The organism is Synechococcus sp. YX-04-1 (assembly GCF_030546365.1).
GTDB lineage: Bacteria > Cyanobacteriota > Cyanobacteriia > PCC-6307 > Cyanobiaceae > Parasynechococcus.
On record NZ_JAUONZ010000001.1, the window covers coordinates 370,926 to 387,126 of the forward strand.

At 62.2% G+C, this 16,201-nt stretch carries 14 protein-coding genes; 4 read left to right on the forward strand and 10 right to left on the reverse strand.

Annotation, left to right across the window (positions count from 1 at the left end; all coding sequences use genetic code 11):
• Positions 1–19 precede the first annotated feature (19 nt).
• From rpsF to Q3Y53_RS01875, 3 genes are all read right to left on the reverse strand, one after another.
• The gene (rpsF, locus tag Q3Y53_RS01865) at positions 20–394 is read right to left on the reverse strand and encodes a 30S ribosomal protein S6 (protein WP_226424689.1); all 375 of its coding nucleotides are present in this window, start codon (positions 392–394) and stop codon (positions 20–22) included.
• Positions 395–474: 80 nt separating this feature from the next.
• Complete coding sequence (locus Q3Y53_RS01870; protein WP_226424688.1) at positions 475–987, reverse strand: Tic20 family protein; 513 nt, start codon at positions 985–987, stop codon at positions 475–477.
• Positions 977–1,846, reverse strand: a complete 870-nt coding sequence (locus tag Q3Y53_RS01875; protein ID WP_226425025.1) for a shikimate dehydrogenase — start codon at positions 1,844–1,846, stop codon at positions 977–979. The genes Q3Y53_RS01870 and Q3Y53_RS01875 overlap by 11 nt, the downstream gene beginning before the upstream one ends.
• 116 nt (positions 1,847–1,962) lie before the next feature.
• On the opposite strand from Q3Y53_RS01875, the gene dnaK reads away from it, so the two are divergent.
• Positions 1,963–3,870, forward strand: coding sequence for a molecular chaperone DnaK (dnaK, locus tag Q3Y53_RS01880; protein WP_226424687.1), 1,908 nt, complete (start codon positions 1,963–1,965; stop codon positions 3,868–3,870).
• 43 nt (positions 3,871–3,913) lie between these two features.
• Here the strand turns inward: dnaK and Q3Y53_RS01885 are convergent, their stop codons facing one another.
• Together Q3Y53_RS01885 and psbQ are read right to left on the reverse strand one after the other, a co-directional pair.
• Positions 3,914–4,966: an FAD-binding oxidoreductase gene (locus Q3Y53_RS01885; RefSeq protein ID WP_303532221.1), complete on the reverse strand. Its 1,053-nt coding sequence runs from the start codon at positions 4,964–4,966 to the stop codon at positions 3,914–3,916.
• A gap of 14 nt (positions 4,967–4,980) precedes the next feature.
• The gene (gene psbQ, locus Q3Y53_RS01890; RefSeq protein ID WP_226424685.1) at positions 4,981–5,430 is read right to left on the reverse strand and encodes a photosystem II protein PsbQ; all 450 of its coding nucleotides are present in this window, start codon (positions 5,428–5,430) and stop codon (positions 4,981–4,983) included.
• A 74-nt stretch (positions 5,431–5,504) separates the two neighbouring features.
• Between psbQ and purU the strand changes: the two genes are divergently transcribed.
• Positions 5,505–6,359, forward strand: a complete 855-nt coding sequence (gene purU, locus Q3Y53_RS01895) for a formyltetrahydrofolate deformylase (RefSeq protein WP_226424684.1) — start codon at positions 5,505–5,507, stop codon at positions 6,357–6,359.
• On the forward strand, positions 6,356–7,633 hold the full coding sequence (locus tag Q3Y53_RS01900) for an O-antigen ligase (RefSeq protein ID WP_303532225.1): 1,278 nt from the start codon (positions 6,356–6,358) through the stop codon (positions 7,631–7,633). The genes purU and Q3Y53_RS01900 overlap by 4 nt, the downstream gene beginning before the upstream one ends.
• Here the strand turns inward: Q3Y53_RS01900 and Q3Y53_RS01905 are convergent.
• From Q3Y53_RS01905 to acnB, 3 genes are read right to left on the reverse strand one after another with little or no spacing between them, the layout of a single operon-like run.
• The gene (locus Q3Y53_RS01905; protein WP_226424682.1) at positions 7,551–9,137 is read right to left on the reverse strand and encodes a radical SAM protein; all 1,587 of its coding nucleotides are present in this window, start codon (positions 9,135–9,137) and stop codon (positions 7,551–7,553) included. The genes Q3Y53_RS01900 and Q3Y53_RS01905 overlap by 83 nt on opposite strands.
• A 56-nt stretch (positions 9,138–9,193) precedes the next feature.
• Entirely contained in the window at positions 9,194–10,639 is a 1,446-nt protein-coding gene (locus Q3Y53_RS01910) for a ClC family H(+)/Cl(-) exchange transporter (protein WP_226424681.1), read from the reverse strand.
• Positions 10,640–10,657: 18 nt separating this feature from the next.
• Positions 10,658–13,240, reverse strand: a complete 2,583-nt coding sequence (gene acnB, locus Q3Y53_RS01915; protein ID WP_303532229.1) for a bifunctional aconitate hydratase 2/2-methylisocitrate dehydratase — start codon at positions 13,238–13,240, stop codon at positions 10,658–10,660.
• Positions 13,241–13,336: 96 nt separating this feature from the next.
• On the opposite strand from acnB, the gene Q3Y53_RS01920 reads away from it, so the two are divergent.
• Positions 13,337–14,404, forward strand: coding sequence for a 3-deoxy-7-phosphoheptulonate synthase (locus tag Q3Y53_RS01920; RefSeq protein ID WP_226424679.1), 1,068 nt, complete (start codon positions 13,337–13,339; stop codon positions 14,402–14,404).
• Positions 14,405–14,419: 15 nt separating this feature from the next.
• Here Q3Y53_RS01920 and Q3Y53_RS01925 read toward each other — a convergent pair whose 3' ends face one another.
• Positions 14,420–15,070, reverse strand: coding sequence for a diacylglycerol/polyprenol kinase family protein (locus Q3Y53_RS01925; protein ID WP_303532233.1), 651 nt, complete (start codon positions 15,068–15,070; stop codon positions 14,420–14,422).
• 5 nt (positions 15,071–15,075) lie between these two features.
• The gene (locus Q3Y53_RS01930; protein ID WP_025362584.1) at positions 15,076–16,062 is read right to left on the reverse strand and encodes an RpoD/SigA family RNA polymerase sigma factor; all 987 of its coding nucleotides are present in this window, start codon (positions 16,060–16,062) and stop codon (positions 15,076–15,078) included.
• Positions 16,063–16,201 lie beyond the last annotated feature (139 nt).

Here is a 16,201-nt window from a genome sequence, read left to right on the forward strand (position 1 = left end):
ACGAATCCAACAATGCTGATCAGTCAGCTGATGCAGCGGCTTCGGCTTGTTGCTGTTGAGCAGCTTCGCTGCCCGGCATCACCCGAGGTGCGGGAAGGGGGCCGTCCTGCTTCACGGTCAGATAGCGGATCACGTCTTCACTGAGACGCATCGCTTTCTCGAGTACAGCAACTTGCTGGCCATCGCCGTTGTGGCTCAGCTGCACGTAAATGCCTTCCTTGTGCTTCGCAATGGGGTAGGCCAGACGGCGCTTGCCACGCATCTGGTTATCCAGAACGTCGGCACCAGCTTCCACGAGCATGTCGCGGTACTTGGTGACGTGGCTTTCAACTTCCTCCTCCGGAATGTCCGGACGAAGGATGTACATGGTTTCGTAATACGGATCGTGCGTCATGGGCAGCACCTAAGGGGCATCAGGCTCACCGGAGTGAGCGACGGATCCAACACCTTATCCCCTGGTGTGTCCCCGTACCTTCAGTAGAGCTGCATGCGTACGGCCTGGCTGATGCCGGGCAGATCAGGTTCGCGCCCGCGCCAGCACTCCACTAGGGCGAACAGAAGGATCGCCAGCACCGCCACCACGATCGTGCTGGACAGGGTGCCCAGAAGCAGGCTGCCCCCAGCAATCGGTTGCAGCAGGATGCCAAACGCGAAGCTGAGCACAACGATCACGATGTCGGTGAGCAGGGCCTGCAGCGTGTTGAAGCGCAGGAAGTAAGGAACGGCTGGATTCCGCACTACCGCCAGAAACAGCACGAAGAAGAGCAGCAGGCCACCGAAGGGAACTCCCCGATCCAATTGGATCAGCGGTACCGCTGGAACGATCAGCAGCCTCAGCAACGGGATCTGGTTGAACACGCCGTCAGCCCCGAGGCCAAACGGAATGGCATCACTCCAGGGGAGCAGGTACACCAGCGGTGCAAGCAGCCGCTGCCAGAGGGGAATCTGCACGGTGGAGCTAGGGATTGTTTGGACCTTAGGCCGCAAGCGCAGTCACGGCGGCGCTTCGCATCGCCACGACAGGAACGTCATTGCGATCACTCCAGAGCCGCAGCGATGCAGCGCCCTGCTGCACCAGCATCTCAAGGCCATCGATGCAGCGATGGCCCCGTTGTTGCCCAGCGGCGAGCCAGCTGGTGGGCCTTGGGGTGTAGATCAGGTCGTACAACACCGCCTCTCCGTTCAGGCCTGACCAGAGTTCGGCCCCCAACGGCATCGCTTCGGGGTCACCGTGCTGTGCCATGCCCACCGGGGTGGTGTTCACAACGAGAGCCGCTTGAGCCACGCTCTCGTTGAGCTGAACAGCGTTGTCGAGACAGGCCGTCAGAGGGGCGTGGCCCTGCTGCAGATCAGTAATAAAGGCTTGCAGTGCCTCGCTTCGCCGTCCCACAACGGTGATGCTGCTGAGGTTCAGGGTCTGCAGACCGGCGACCACTGCTCGAGCTGATCCGCCGCAGCCGATCACCACGGCATCGCGTCCTGCCCAGGCGTCGTTGGCACCGAGGGGTGCCAGAAAGCCCTCCACGTCGGTGTTGGTGCCGAACCAGCCACCGCCTGTTCCTGGGATCAGGGTGTTGACGGCACCGAGTCGTTGCGCCAACGGGCTCAGCTCCTCGCAGAGTTCGGCGATGGCTTGTTTGTGGGGGATGGTGATGTTGAGGCCCTGGCAGCCCACGGCCCTGAGACCCTTCAACACCTGATCAAGGCTTTCGCTTTCGCAGGGCAGGGCCAGGTAGCGCCAGTTGAGCCCCATGCTTTCGAGGGCTGCGTTCTGCATCACTGGTGAAAGCGAGTGGCTCACTGGATTGCCAAGCAGGCCCACAAGGCTGGTGCCGCCGTTGATCATTGCCAGGGCCGGATCGCTCCACCAGCCTGCCTGTTCGGGAACCACACCTCGCCTGTCAGAGGGTCTGCTGTGGAGGATGAGCCCATTCAAATCACCATTTCTGGAGGTGGGCACCGATGGGCAAGGTTGTCGGCATTGACCTTGGCACTACGAACAGCTGTGTTTCCGTGATGGAGGGCGGTAAGCCCACCGTGATCGCGAACGCCGAGGGCTTCCGGACCACGCCCTCCGTGGTTGCATACACCAAGAACCAGGATCAGCTGGTGGGTCAGATCGCCAAACGTCAGGCGGTGATGAACCCAGACAACACCTTTTATTCCGTCAAGCGTTTCATCGGCCGTCGGGTTGATGAGGTGAATGAGGAGTCGAAAGAAGTGAGCTACGGCGTTGAGAAGGCTGGCTCCAACGTGAAGGTGAAGTGCCCTGTTCTCGATAAGCAATTCGCGCCTGAAGAGGTTTCCGCTCAGGTGCTGCGCAAACTGGCTGAGGACGCCGGTAAGTACCTCGGCGAAACCGTTAGCCAAGCGGTGATCACCGTTCCGGCTTACTTCAACGACTCCCAGCGCCAGGCCACCAAAGACGCCGGAAAGATCGCTGGCCTTGAGGTGCTGCGCATCATCAACGAGCCCACCGCTGCGGCTCTGGCCTACGGCCTCGACAAGAAGAGCAACGAGCGCATCCTGGTCTTCGACCTGGGCGGCGGCACCTTCGACGTCTCTGTTCTGGAAGTTGGCGACGGCGTGTTTGAGGTTTTGTCCACCGCTGGTGACACCCACCTCGGCGGTGACGACTTCGACAAAGTGATCGTTGATCACCTGGCCGAGACGTTCAAATCCAACGAAGGCATCGATCTGCGTCAGGACAAGCAGGCCCTGCAACGCCTCACCGAAGCCGCTGAAAAAGCGAAGGTCGAGCTGTCCAACGCCACCCAGAGCGAGATCAACCTGCCGTTCATCACGGCCACACCTGAGGGTCCCAAGCACCTCGATCTCACCCTTACCCGCGCCAAGTTCGAGGAACTGGCCTCGAAGCTGATCGACCGCTGCGCCATGCCTGTGGAGCAGGCGCTCAAGGACGCCAAGTTGTCCTCCGGTGAGCTGGACGAAATCGTGATGGTGGGTGGTTCCACCCGCATCCCGGCTGTGCTCGAACTGGTCAAGCGCATCACCGGTAAAGACCCCAACCAGACGGTGAACCCCGATGAGGTGGTGGCTGTCGGTGCTGCCATTCAGGGCGGTGTTTTGGCCGGCGAGGTAAAGGACATCCTTCTGCTCGACGTCACGCCCCTCTCCCTGGGTGTTGAAACCCTCGGCGGTGTGATGACCAAGATGATCACCCGCAACACCACGGTTCCCACCAAGAAGACCGAGACCTACTCCACGGCTGTGGATGGTCAGACCAATGTGGAAATTCACGTGCTCCAGGGTGAGCGCGAGATGGCGTCCGACAACAAGTCACTTGGAACCTTCCGTCTCGATGGCATCCCCCCGGCTCCCCGGGGCGTGCCTCAGATCGAAGTGACCTTCGACATCGACGCCAACGGCATCCTCAGTGTCACCGCCAAGGACAAGGGCAGTGGCAAGGAGCAGTCCATCTCGATCACCGGTGCGTCGACCCTCTCGGATTCCGAGGTCGACAAGATGGTCAAGGACGCCGAGGCCAACGCCAGCGCTGATAAGGAGAAGCGCGAGAAGATTGATCTCAAGAACCAGGCCGAAACCCTCGTCTACCAGGCTGAAAAGCAGATGGGCGAACTGGGCGACAAGGTCGATGCCGACGCCAAGGCGAAGCTGGAGGAGAAGCGCCTCAAGCTCAAGGAAGCCACCGAGAAGGACGATTACGACGCGATGAAGACTCTGCTGGAGGAATTGCAGCAGGAGCTCTACACCGTGGGTGCTTCCGTCTACCAGCAGGAAGGGGCTGCAGCTGGTGCGCCTGGTGCTGATGCCGGTGCTGGTGCCAACGCCGGTGGTGGCGACGCCAGTGACGATGTCATCGATGCAGAGTTCACCGAGACCAAGTGATCGGTTGAGCCACCAACGCGTTAGGGCCCTGTGGGGCCCTTTTTTATGCCTGTTGAACGGCAGCGGCGACCCACTCTGCGGTGCCAGGCGTGAGCAGAACGCCGTTGCGGTAGTGCCCACTGGCAAGGATCAACCCAGGTTCCAGCTCTTCCAGCAGAGGGGCCGGGCGATCCACGGGCCGGGCTCGCAGTCCGCTCCAGTGGCCAACCACCGTGGCTGAGCTCAGCCACTCCGGTGCCCGCTCATTCAGGCTGCGCATCAGAGTCAGAGGATCCTCTGAAGCGCGATCGCCCGGTTCCACGGTGGCCCCGAGCAGCAACTGTCCGGGTGCGGTGGGAATCAGGTTGAAGCCCTGATCCACTAGCACCGAGGGCCAGTTGCTCCACGCCGTCGGATCCGTTGTCAGTTGGAGCGACAGGGCCTGGCCCAACACCGGTGTCATCGGTCGGGCATGGCCCAGGGGTTCCAGCAAGGCATCCGAGCACAGTGCTGTGGAGAGCACCACAAGGTCGTGAACGGAGCTGTCTCCGTCGGCTCGATGCACACGCCAGTGGTTGTCGTTGCGCTCCAGACGGACCACTGCCGTGGCATTCAGCGCCACACTTTGCCCTGCCAGCGCCTGCCGAAGGGCCAGTTGCAGCAGCAGTGGATCCACCCGACCGTCGTGACGCGAGTGGAGGCCACCGTGGCTGGCCGTCGGCCAGATCGCTGCTAGATCGGCGTTGGACACCATGTGTAGCCCCAGGTCAACGCGCTGGGCGGCCAGCGACTCCATCCGCTCAGCCGTTGGTTCGTCATCGGCGATTTGCAGCAGGCCTGGGTGGAGCTTGAGCTCAGGCTGGTGAGCCTGCAGCTTTTCGATCCACTGCGGCCAGAGCTCCATGCTCCGGCGGCGCAGCCTCCAGCCTCGTCCGCTGCTGCGGCGAAACACGTGACCCATCAGCACCCCGAGGGATGCCGATGTTCCACTGAGATCGTTTGCTGATCCCTCGCGATGAAGGGATTTGTTCAGGCGAGGGTCGTAAAGAGAAACATCGTGCCCTTGCTGGGCCAGATGCCAGGCGGTGCCGAGGCCAATGGCCCCGGCACCAATCACTCCAACGGAGCGGTTCAGCTGAAGGCCTCAGCAGGGATCAGATCGCTGTAGGCATCAAAGCCTGCAGCTACTGCGCTGTAGGACTTCTGCAGGCGGCTGAAGTCCTGCAGGCGTGCGGCTTCATCCAGATCAGCCAGAGCTTCTTTCAAGGAGCGGGCCACCTTGGTGGCCTCCTTGCGCTCGCTCTTGTCGAGGCGCTGATTGATGTAGAGCATTTCACGGCTCACTTCCTGCATGGGGCCATGCAGAAGGTTGCGGGTGAAGACCCAATCCTTTTCACTGACCAGCCGGGCCAGATCAGGGAGACGGGATTTTGCGTCTTCAAAGGCTGCGGCTTGGCGGCGGATCACGCCCAGATCGTCAGGACTGATGCCGGCAGCATTGACAGCAGCCGGGGCCATAAGACCCAGGCTCAAAGCGACGCAGAGGCAGAACGCGGCAAGGCGGCTCAGAGCCTTCAGCATGGTGATTGAAAATTTGTTTGCGACTTTAACCAGCCCCTCCTGCGCGGGAGAATTTTGTTTTTCAAAGCGTTGTTGTGAGTGACGCCACGGTCATCCTTCAGATGATCTGCCCCGATCGGCCGGGCCTGGTCAGCGAATTGGCGGGTTGGGTGGCAGCCAACGGTGGCAGCATTCGTCATGCCGATCACCACACGGACGCGGGAGCTGGGTTGTTCCTCAGCCGGATTGAGTGGCAGCTCCAGGGATTCGGCATACCCCGGGATGTGCTTCCTGAAGCGGCTCAGGCGCTGGGACAGCGGCTTGGTGGGGAGGCGCAGCTCCACTTCTCAGACGAGTTGCCTCGGGTGGCGATTTTCGCCAGCAAGCAGAGCCACTGCCTGCAGGACTTGCTTTGGCGGGTTCAAAGCGGGGAGCTGCCGATGCAGGTTCCACTGGTCATCGCCAACCATCCCGACTTGGAACCCCTGTGCGCGTCGTTTGAGGTTCCTTTTATTTGTGTTCCGGTTAGTCGGGATACCAAGGCGGAAGCGGAGCAGCGGATGCTGCAGCTGCTGGAAGAGAACGAGGTTGAACTTGTGGTTCTGGCCAAATACATGCAGGTGCTGAGTCGTGATTTCCTCGAGCGTTTCCCCCAGGTGATCAACATTCACCATTCATTTCTGCCTGCGTTCAAGGGCGCTCAGCCGTACCACCGCGCCTGGGACCGTGGGGTCAAGCTCATCGGCGCGACGGCCCATTACGTCACTGAAGATCTTGATGACGGACCGATCATTGAGCAAACCACCGTTCCCGTCAGCCACCGGGACGAGGTGGAGGATTTGATCCGTAAGGGCCGTGACACGGAACGTCTTGCCTTGGCGCGGGCCCTTCGCCTGCATCTGCGCCGTCAGGTGATGGTGTATCGCGGGCGTACGGCTGTTTTTGCATGACTTCTAATCGCGGCGGTCAGGCCTTCCGGCTTGGCCTGTTTCTGCTCCCCTCCAGTGCTTTGCTCTCGGGCATCTGCCTGTTTGTGGCCTGTGTGAGCGGCAGTCGGGGTCGGGATCGGCCTGTTTGGCAGGCCCGCTGGACCCAGCCATTTCTGCTTGCTGCTGTGTTGATGCTGGTGGGGGCGCTGGGGGCGGAAACAGGATCTCTGGCCTGGGCTGGGTTGGGCAATTGGTTGCCTTTTTTCTGGGCCTTCTGGGCCTTTCAGCCCCATTTGGCCAGCGAAAAGCAGCGCCGTCAGGCCGCTTGGATGCTGGTGGCTGGCACCTTGCCGGTGCTGCTCACCGGCCTGGGGCAAATGTTTCTGGGTTGGCAGGGACCCTGGCAACTTGGAGGTGGCGCCATCATCTGGTTCGTCGCTCCCGGTGGTCAGCCCCAGGGGCGACTCTCGGCCCTGTTTGATTACGCCAACATCGCGGGTGCCTGGCTCGGGGTGGTCTGGCCATTGATGCTCGCGGCTGTGCTGCGGCCGGATGGCTGGTGGCGGCGTGGTGCTGCTCTGATGCTCACGCTTTCCACAGTTCTGGCCGTTGTTCTCACCCAGTCGCGCAATGCCATGGGAGCGCTGGCTTTGTCGGTTCCTCTCGTGATGGGCCCGATTCAGTGGTTCTGGTTGCTCCCCCTGCTGCTGTTCCTGGCCTCTCCGTTGTTGTTGGTGGTGCTCCCCGGTGTCCCGTCCGGATTGCGCCAACTGGCAATGGCCTTAGTGCCCGAGCCGATCCTTGATCGACTCCTTGAACGGGGAGGGCCCACCGCTTGGAAACACACCCGTCTGGGGCAGTGGGGGTATGCATTGGAGTTGGTTGCCGCCCGTCCCTGGCTGGGCTGGGGGGCAGCCGCTTTCAGCGTTCTGTATCCGATCTATGCGGCCAAGCGTTGGCATGGTCATTCCCACAATCTCCCCCTGGAGTTGGCGATCAGCCACGGCCTTCCGGTGATGCTGTTGGTTGTCGGGACGGTGCTTCTGTTGCTGGTGGTGGCTCTGCGGCGCGGAATCCTGCAGAAATCACCCATGGAACGGGCCTGGTGGACCGCCACACTTGTGTTGATGGCGATGCATGCCACCGACCTGCCGTTTTTCGACAGTCGGCTCAACATCCTGGGCTGGACGCTGTTGGCCGGTTTGGCTGCCTTCAACCAGGAGGTGGAACAGACTCCACCCCCAAGGCCTGATCGTGATGATCCCGCAGCGTCGCCGGAGCCAGGGGCCCCCTGAGGTGGGTCCAGGGGAGGGTCGTTGAAGCCTCCCATGCGTCGTGGATCACCCTGCTCCAGGGCGGTGGTGGTGGTAGGGCTGGTCCCGGCATCGGCTGGAGTTCGCCGTTGAGCGCAGCCCGGTAGGTCTTCTTCCAGCCGCCCATGCTTTCGCGGCCCTCGCCAACGGCTGCGATCACCGGCGCCAGGCGACGATCGCTGCGGGAGAGCAGGGCCTGAATCACGCTCCAGCCATAGCTCTCTGGGCGGAACTCGATTCCCTTCGGTTTCAACCGTTTGGCCAGACGTTTGAGGCGCTTCTCGGCTTCCGGTCGGACGCCCTGCCATTGGAAGGGCGTCTGGGCTTTGGGCACAAAGGTGCTCACCCCAAGGGTGAAGCGCAATCCAGCGGTTCCTTTCTTGAGCGCCAGCAGAAGATCCGCCGTTGCCTCGACGTCGTCATCCGATTCCGTCGGCAGGCCCACCATCCCGTAGAGCTTGAGACTTGAGAGGCCGCCCTGCTTGGCATGGCAAGCCGCTTCATGGATGGCCTCAGTGGTGAGTTTCTTGTTCACCACCTCGCGCATCCGCTCACTGCCGCTTTCAATGGCGATGGTGAGGGAGCGGCTGCCCCGTTTGGCCAGGATCCGACCCAAATCAGGGGTCACGGTGGCGGCCCTCACCGAGCTGACGCTGATACGGGTGTCATCGAAACGGTCCTGATCCAACCAGTGGAGCAGGTCGGAGAACTGTGGATGCTGGGTGACGGAGGCCCCCAGTAGGCCTAGGCGTTTTGTGGCTTGAAGGCCTTTCTCCACGGCCGGGATTAGGCCGTCATCCAACGATGGTGTCCGAAACGGCAGCGTCAGGTAGCTGGCCAGACAGAACCTGCATAGTTCAGGACAACTGCGCACCACTTCCACCATGTGGATGTCGGGCCAAGCGGCCTCGGGGGTGACCACCGTTGAGTGACTCAAGGTGTTCCCGCGCCAGGTCTGTTTTTCCACCAGGGCTGGAACCGCTGGATCGATCGGTTCCACGGCAATCAGCTCCCCGTCGGGGTCGTACTGCGGGGCATACAGCGACGGCACGTACACCCCCGGCACCTGAGCCAGCTGTCGCAGCCGCTCCGCTCGCGGTGCCTGTCGGCAGTTCTGCAGAGCATCGATGAAGGCGGGCAGTAGCAGCTCGCCGTCCCCGAGCAGCACGGCATCAAAAAACGGTGCCAGGGGCTCAGGGTTGGCCGTGAGCACCGGTCCGCCGCCGAACACGATTGGGTCCTCATCTCCCCGCTCCAGGGCCCAGACCGGAATCCGCTGGTTCTGCAGCAGCTCCGGCAGCACCGGTCCATCCAGTTCCCAGCTCAGGGAGAGCCCGAACAGATCGATGTGGCGTGGCATCGGATCACCCTGGTCGGTGAACAGCCGGCGCACGTCCACATCCGACCGCTGCGCAAGCGTTGCCCAGACGATCTGATAGCCGAGGCTGGTGATCCCCACGGAATAAGTGCTGGGAAAGGCCAGCACGGCCTTCAGGGCCTCGGGGTCCGGCGTGGCCGGATCGAACAGCAGCGTTTCGTTATTCAGCTGGGGCCTCCTGTTGGGCCTGATGGCGGGGATGGCGGCGTGAACGGACGTCTGTAGCGGTTGAGCTTCATCGCCATCCGATCTTCTGAGTCGAGTTCCATGCCCATCTGACGTTCGTAGATCGAGTGGGGGTGGAACAGTCGGGCGATGACGAAGCTGGTGAGGCAGGCCACCAGGATCGGTTTCAGGATCAGCAGATCCTTGGTGAGGGCAAAGGCCAGGAACATCGCCGAGATCGGCGTACGGGAACAGCCTGCAACGAAGGCACCCATGCCAGCGAACACGTAAGTGGTGGGCACGTGGCCGGTGAGGGCCTCAACGCCAATGCCGCCGGCCAAGCCAATGGCTCCTCCCAGCGTCAGCATCGGCATGAACAGTCCCCCTGGGGCTCCAGAGCCCGCCGCCAGACCGGTGCTGAAGAAGAGCACCACAAAGCTGGCGAGGGCCAGGCTGATGTCGGCCTTGCCGGCTCCGATCAAGTGCTTGAGTTCGCTGGGGTTATGGAAGGCATCCGGCAGGGCCGCATAGACGCAGCCCAGAACGAACCCGCTCAAGGTCATGCGCAGGATCAGTCGGTCTCCGAACCAACGGTTGCCCTGTCGTTGCATGGTGAGCACGTAGCGGGTGTAGAGCTCCGCCAGCACACCGATCACCACACCGAGAGCGACCAGATACAGCAGATCAACAGGCAGGAAGCGCACCAGGGGGGTGTATTCCCGTTCCAGTTGAAACCCGATGGTGCTGTTGAGCCCGCCGCCCCCGGGGTTGAGACCAAGAAAGCCGAGCACATCCGCCAGGGTGTCGGCCGAGAACGTGGTGATGATCACCAGCAGCAGGACCACGGGCCTCGCGGAGTGGAGCAGCTCCTCGATCGCGTAGATGAATCCACCGATCGGAGCGCTGAACACAGCGGCAATACCGGCACCGCCACCGGCGGCCACGATCACCCGGCGAAAGGCCACCGGCGCCCGCAGCCAGCGGGACATCTGCCAGGCCACGGAGCCGCCCATCTGAACGGCGGGGCCTTCCGGGCCCAGGGGGAAGCCTGAGCCGATCGCAATGATGCCGGCCACCAGTTTCACCAGGCCTACCCGCAGCCCCATCGGCACCGACCGGTGGCGCAGGAAGCCCATGATGTGGGTGATCCCGGCTCCGCCAGCGGCCGGAGACAGGTTGGTGATCAACCAGGCCGAGACCATCCCGCCGATGGCGCCGAGGGCGGGGAGCACCACCCATGCTGGAAACTCATCGAGCAGATCGAGCCGCCAATCCCGCAGCAAGTTGATGCCGCTGGTGAAGAGCAGGCCGGTGATGGCAGCCCCAAGGCCCGTGAGCGCCAGAGCCAAAACCACCACCAGCCAGCGGCGTTCCAACATCCTCCTGATGCTCCGGCTGGAGCCCAGGAGGTGGCGTCGTTGTTTGGGTTCGCTCAGGGCTGGCACAGATGAGGTGATCCGGGATCAGGCCTGAGCCAGAACAGTTGCTTCGTCGTCAGCACTGACCACCCGCCCCTGGTCTTCAAAGCCGCTGATCTGATCGAAGTTCAGGTAGCGGTAGAGCTCGTCGGAGAGGGGATCGATCTTCTCGGCCGCAATGCTTCGGTATTCGTCTGGGGTGGGGATGCGTCCCAGCTGGGCGCAGACGGCGGCCAGTTCGGCGCTGCCCAGGTACACCTGAGCACCTTTGCCCAGGCGGTTGTTGAAGTTGCGGGTGCTGGTGGAGAACACGGTGGTGTTGTCCTCCACGCGGGCCTGGTTGCCCATGCAGAGGGAGCAACCCGGCATCTCCATGCGGGACCCGGCGGCTTCGAAGGTGGCGTAGTAGCCCTCCTCTTTGAGGGTCTCCTCGTCCATTCGCGTTGGGGGGCAGACCCAGAGGCGCGCCGTGTTCTGGCCGGCGCCTTCCAGCACCTTGGCCGCGGCGCGGTAATGGCCGATGTTGGTCATGCAGGAGCCGATGAACACCTCCTGCACAGGGTCGCCAGCCACCTCGCTGAGCAGCTTCACGTTGTCGGGGTCGTTGGGGCAGGCCACCACCGGTTCGGTGAGCTCGTCGAGGTTGATCTCCAGCACTTCCGCGTACTCAGCGTCAGCGTCAGCGCTCATCAACTGCGGGTTTGCCAGCCAGGCCTCCATCTCTTTGATCCGGCGGGCCAGGGTGCGGGCGTCGCTGTAGCCGCGGGCGATCATGTTTTTGAGCAGCGCCACATTGCTGCGCAGGTATTCGCTCACCGTGTCTTCGGAGAGCTTGATCGTGCAGCCGGCGCAGGAGCGCTCGGCACTGGCATCGGTGAGTTCGAAGGCCTGTTCCAGCTTCAGGTCGGGCAGCCCTTCGATCTCCATGATCCGGCCGTTGAACAGGTTTTGCTTGTTGGCCTTCTCAACGGTGAGCAGTCCCCGCTGAATGGCCACCCAGGGGATGGCGTTCACCACATCCCGGAGCGTGACGCCCGGTTGCAGGGATCCGCTGAAGCGCACCAGAACCGATTCCGGCATGTCCAGCGGCATGGCGCCGATGGCGGCCGCAAAGGCCACAACCCCAGAGCCGCCTGGGAAGGAAATGCCGAGTGGGAAGCGGGTGTGGCTGTCGCCGCCGGTGCCGACGGTGTCGGGCAGAAGCATCCGGTTTAGCCAGCTGTGGATGATGCCGTCACCGGGCCGAAGGGCCACGCCACCGCGCTGGGCGAAGAAGTCGGGCAGTTCGTTCTGGGTCTGCAGATCCACCGGCTTCGGATAGGCGGCGGTGTGGCAGAAGCTCTGCATCACCAGGTCGGAGGAGAAGCCCAGGCAGGCCAGTTCCTTCATTTCGTCCCGCGTCATCGGGCCGGTGGTGTCCTGGGAGCCGACGGTGGTCATCAGCGGTTCGCAGCTGGTGCCGGGTCGGACGCCCGTGAGACCGCAGGCCTTGCCCACCATCTTTTGCGCCAGGGTGAAGCCCTTACCGGTGTCTGCTGGGGCTGAGGGGCGGATGAACAGATCCGAAGGGGTGAGTCCAAGCTTGGCGCGCACCTTGTCGGTCAGGGCGCGACCGATCATCAGGGGGATGCGACCGCCGGCCCGCACCTCGTCGCTGATCGTGGTGGGTTTCAGGTCGAACCGACTCACCACGCTGCCGTCCCGTTCGATCGTGCCGGCGTGGGGGCGAATGGTGATCACATCACCGGTGTTCAGTTCGGTGACATCGCATTCGATCGGCAGGGCACCGGAGTCTTCAGCGGTGTTGAAGAAGATTGGGGCGATCTTGCCGCCAAGGATCACGCCGCCCGCCCGTTTGTTGGGCACATGGGGGATGTCATTACCGGTGTGCCAGAGCACTGAATTGATGGCGCTCTTGCGGGAGCTGCCGGTGCCCACCACGTCGCCGACGTAGGCCACGGGATGGCCTTTTTCTTTAAGGGTCGCGATGGTCTTCAGGCCCTCTGGATCCCGGGTCTCGAGCATCGCCAGGGCATGGATGGGGATGTCCGGCCGGGTGGTGGCGTGGGTGGCCGGCGACAGATCGTCCGTGTTGGTTTCGCCTTCGACCTTGAACACCGTCACGGTGATGCTCTCGGCCAGTTCAGGTTTGGAGGTGAACCACTCGGCAGCGGCCCAGCTGTCCACTACTTGCTTGGCAAAGCGGTTGTCCGCTGCCAGATCCATGACTTCATTGAATGCGTCGTAGACGAGCAGCGTTCGGCTGAGTCCCTCAGCAGCACAGCCAGCCAGCGCAGCGTCGGAGTGCTTCAGCAGCTCGATCAGGGCGGCGACGTTGTATCCCCCCACCATCGTTCCCAGCAGGCGGGTGGCTTCCAGTGGTGACACCAGGGGGCTTTTGGCGTCTCCCTGAGCCACGGCGCTGAGCCAGGTGGCCTTCACGTAAGCGGCTTCATCCACACCCGGGGGGATTCGTTCGCTCAGCAGGTGCAGCAGGAATTCCTCCTCGCCGGCGGGAGGGTTCTGCAGCAGTTCGGTCAGTCCCTGGGTCTGCTCGGCGTTGAGCGGAAGAGCGGGAACGCCCTGGGCTTCCCGGGCGGTGGCCAGCTCGCGGTAAGCGCTCAGCATGGAGATCTCTGTGCAGGGATGATCACCATTCTTCCGGACCGTGTCTGTTGCCAGTGAGCGGGGTGCGTAGCCTTGGTCGGAGTCTCGCGTCCAGTCATGGCCACCACCTCCGATTTGCATGTGGTGGAGACACGTCCCTTGGTGGCCCCTGCTGTGTTGCATCAGGAGCTGCCCATGGACGCTGCGGCGCTCGAGACCGTGGCATCCGCCCGCCAGCGCATTCAAGACATCCTCAGTGGCCGTGATCAGCGCTTGCTGGTGGTGGTGGGTCCCTGCTCCGTGCACGACGTCAAAGCTGCCCGGGAGTATGCCCAGCGCCTGGCTCTGATCCGCGAGCGCTTGAAGGATCAGCTCGAGGTGGTGATGCGGGTGTATTTCGAGAAGCCGCGCACCACGGTCGGCTGGAAGGGGTTGATCAACGACCCCCACCTCGATGATTCTTACGACATCAATACCGGTCTGCGGCGGGCCCGGGGATTGCTGTTGGATCTCTCCCGTGAGGGGATGCCTGCTGCAACGGAACTGCTCGATCCCGTGGTTCCGCAGTACATCGCCGATTTGATCAGCTGGACTGCGATCGGCGCCAGGACGACGGAAAGTCAGACCCACCGCGAAATGGCCTCAGGGCTGTCGATGCCGATTGGCTACAAGAACAGCACCAACGGCAGCGCCACCATCGCGATCAATGCCATGCAGGCGGCAGCGAAGCCGCATCACTTTCTCGGCATCAATCGCGAGGGTCATGCCTCGATCGTCAGCACCACGGGCAATCCCTATGGCCACCTCGTGCTGCGCGGCGGCAGCCAAGGCAGCAACTACCACTTGGAGGCTGTGGAGGAGGCCGCAGCCGAGTTGAGCAAGGCCGGTCTGCAGGATCGTCTGATGGTGGATTGCAGCCATGCCAACAGCAACAAAGACTTCCGCCGACAGGCGGAGGTCCTGGCCAGCGTTGCCGAGCAGTTGCGGGGTGGCTCCAACCACGTGATGGGCGTGATGATTGAGAGCCATCTGGTGGAAGGCAACCAGAAACTGAACGCCGACCTGACGCAGCTGACCTATGGCCAGAGCGTCACTGATGCTTGCATCAGTCTCGAGACCACCGAAGCTTTGTTGGATGATCTGGCCGCGGCCGTGGCCAGTCGCAAACAGACGGTCACCGCCTGAGCATCAACGCTTGGCTCAGCCCACCAGTTGACTCCACAGCATTCCAACGCTGAGGGGAACGCTGAGGTTGTCGAGACCACCCCAGCTGAGCTGTTCCAGCCCGGTTGCGATGGCAACCATGCCCAGGGTTGCCGGAAGGGACAGGTCAGCCCCCGACCATCGCGCCAGGCCGATCAGCACCAGGCTTGAGACAACGGCCATGGTCATTGTGCCGACACTTGATTTGGTCTGACCAAAAAGAACCCATTTCGGGGACTTGACGTTGCGGCCGATCAACCCTGCAAGGCCATCCCCCAGGGCCATCACGAGAACCCCGGCGGACACCGCATCGGCTCGGGTTGGCCAGAACAGCAGAAGCAGCGTTGTGATCGCGATGCCGTAGGCGATGGTGCCGTAGCTGTTGCGATCAACATCCTCAACGGCGGGGATGAAACGCCATTGGTGGTTCATCGCCGTCAAAACAGTGATCACCGCCGCGACAGGCAGGGCAACGACGAAGGGAATTTGAAAGAACCAGGCCAAAGGAACCACGGCTCCGGTTCCGATGTGCACAATCTTTCGGCTCAGTTCCCGTTGGTTCGGCCGAAGCCGACGACACAACACAGCGCCTGCTGTCACCATCGCCATCCAGATCAGGATGGCGATGGGTCCGGTGAAGGAAAGCAAATTGCTTAGGCGGCTTGTTGGTGGTTGGTCATCGCGCGCAGCTTGAGAATCGCTTTGGCCTCGAGCTGTCGGACGCGCTCACGGGACACATTGATCTGACGACCGATTTCCGCAAGGGTTAGAGGCTCTTCACCTCCGAGACCGAACCGCAACTTCAGAATCTTCTGCTCGCGCTCGTTCAACTGCGACAGCCAGCCGCCCAGATGTTCCTTCTGGATGCTGCGATCCATCCCTTCCATCGGCTCTTCACCGTTGGGATCCGGGATCAATTCGCCCAGGGTGCTGCGATCTTCCTCGCCACGGGCATGGGCATCGAGTGATGCACAAGGTGCGCTCTGGGAGATCAGATCCTCCAGTTCCCGCGGTTCGATGCCCATGGCACTCGCTAATTCCAGCCGATTCGGTTGACGGCCGAAGCGGTGGGACAGCTCCCGGGAGATGCGACGCATCTTGGAGAGTTTTTCGCTGATGTGGATCGGCAGGCGAATGGTGCGGGCGCTGTTGTCGATGGCCCGCGTCATGCCTTGGCGAATCCACCAGTAGGCATAGGTGGAAAATTTGTAGCCCATGGCGGGGTCGAACTTGTCGACCGCTCGTTCCAGGCCGATGGCACCTTCCTGAACCAGATCGAGCAGTTCCAGGCCCTGGTTCTGGTATTTCTTCGCCACGCTCACCACGAGACGGAGGTTGGCGGCCATCATCCGGTCGCGGGCGCGTTTGCCCATGCGGATCTTGTGGCGATGCCTGGAGGTCAGCTCCTCCTCCGGCAACTCCTGAAGTTGCTTCATCGCTTGCACATGGTGTGCAAGTTCGATCTCTTCAGCTGCCGTCAGCAAGGGAATGCGCCCGATGCTGCTCAGATAAAAACCGATGGAGTCGGTGGCAAGCCGTCCTCCTTGTCGAGTTGATGGTCGACGTCCAGTGGACGGCAACGCAGGTTCCTTCCGAGACGACTTTTTTGTCGTGCCGGAAGATTCCAGAGGGATCCCCATCACCCTGGTCTCCTGAATGAATTTGGGCTGAACTTAGCACCAGGCAACAGCGTTGACTGTTTCGAATCGAAAGAATTTCAGGAGCTGAATCTTTGGCCTTTCAAAACAACTGATTTGGCTGTGATCGTGGCCGCTTCAA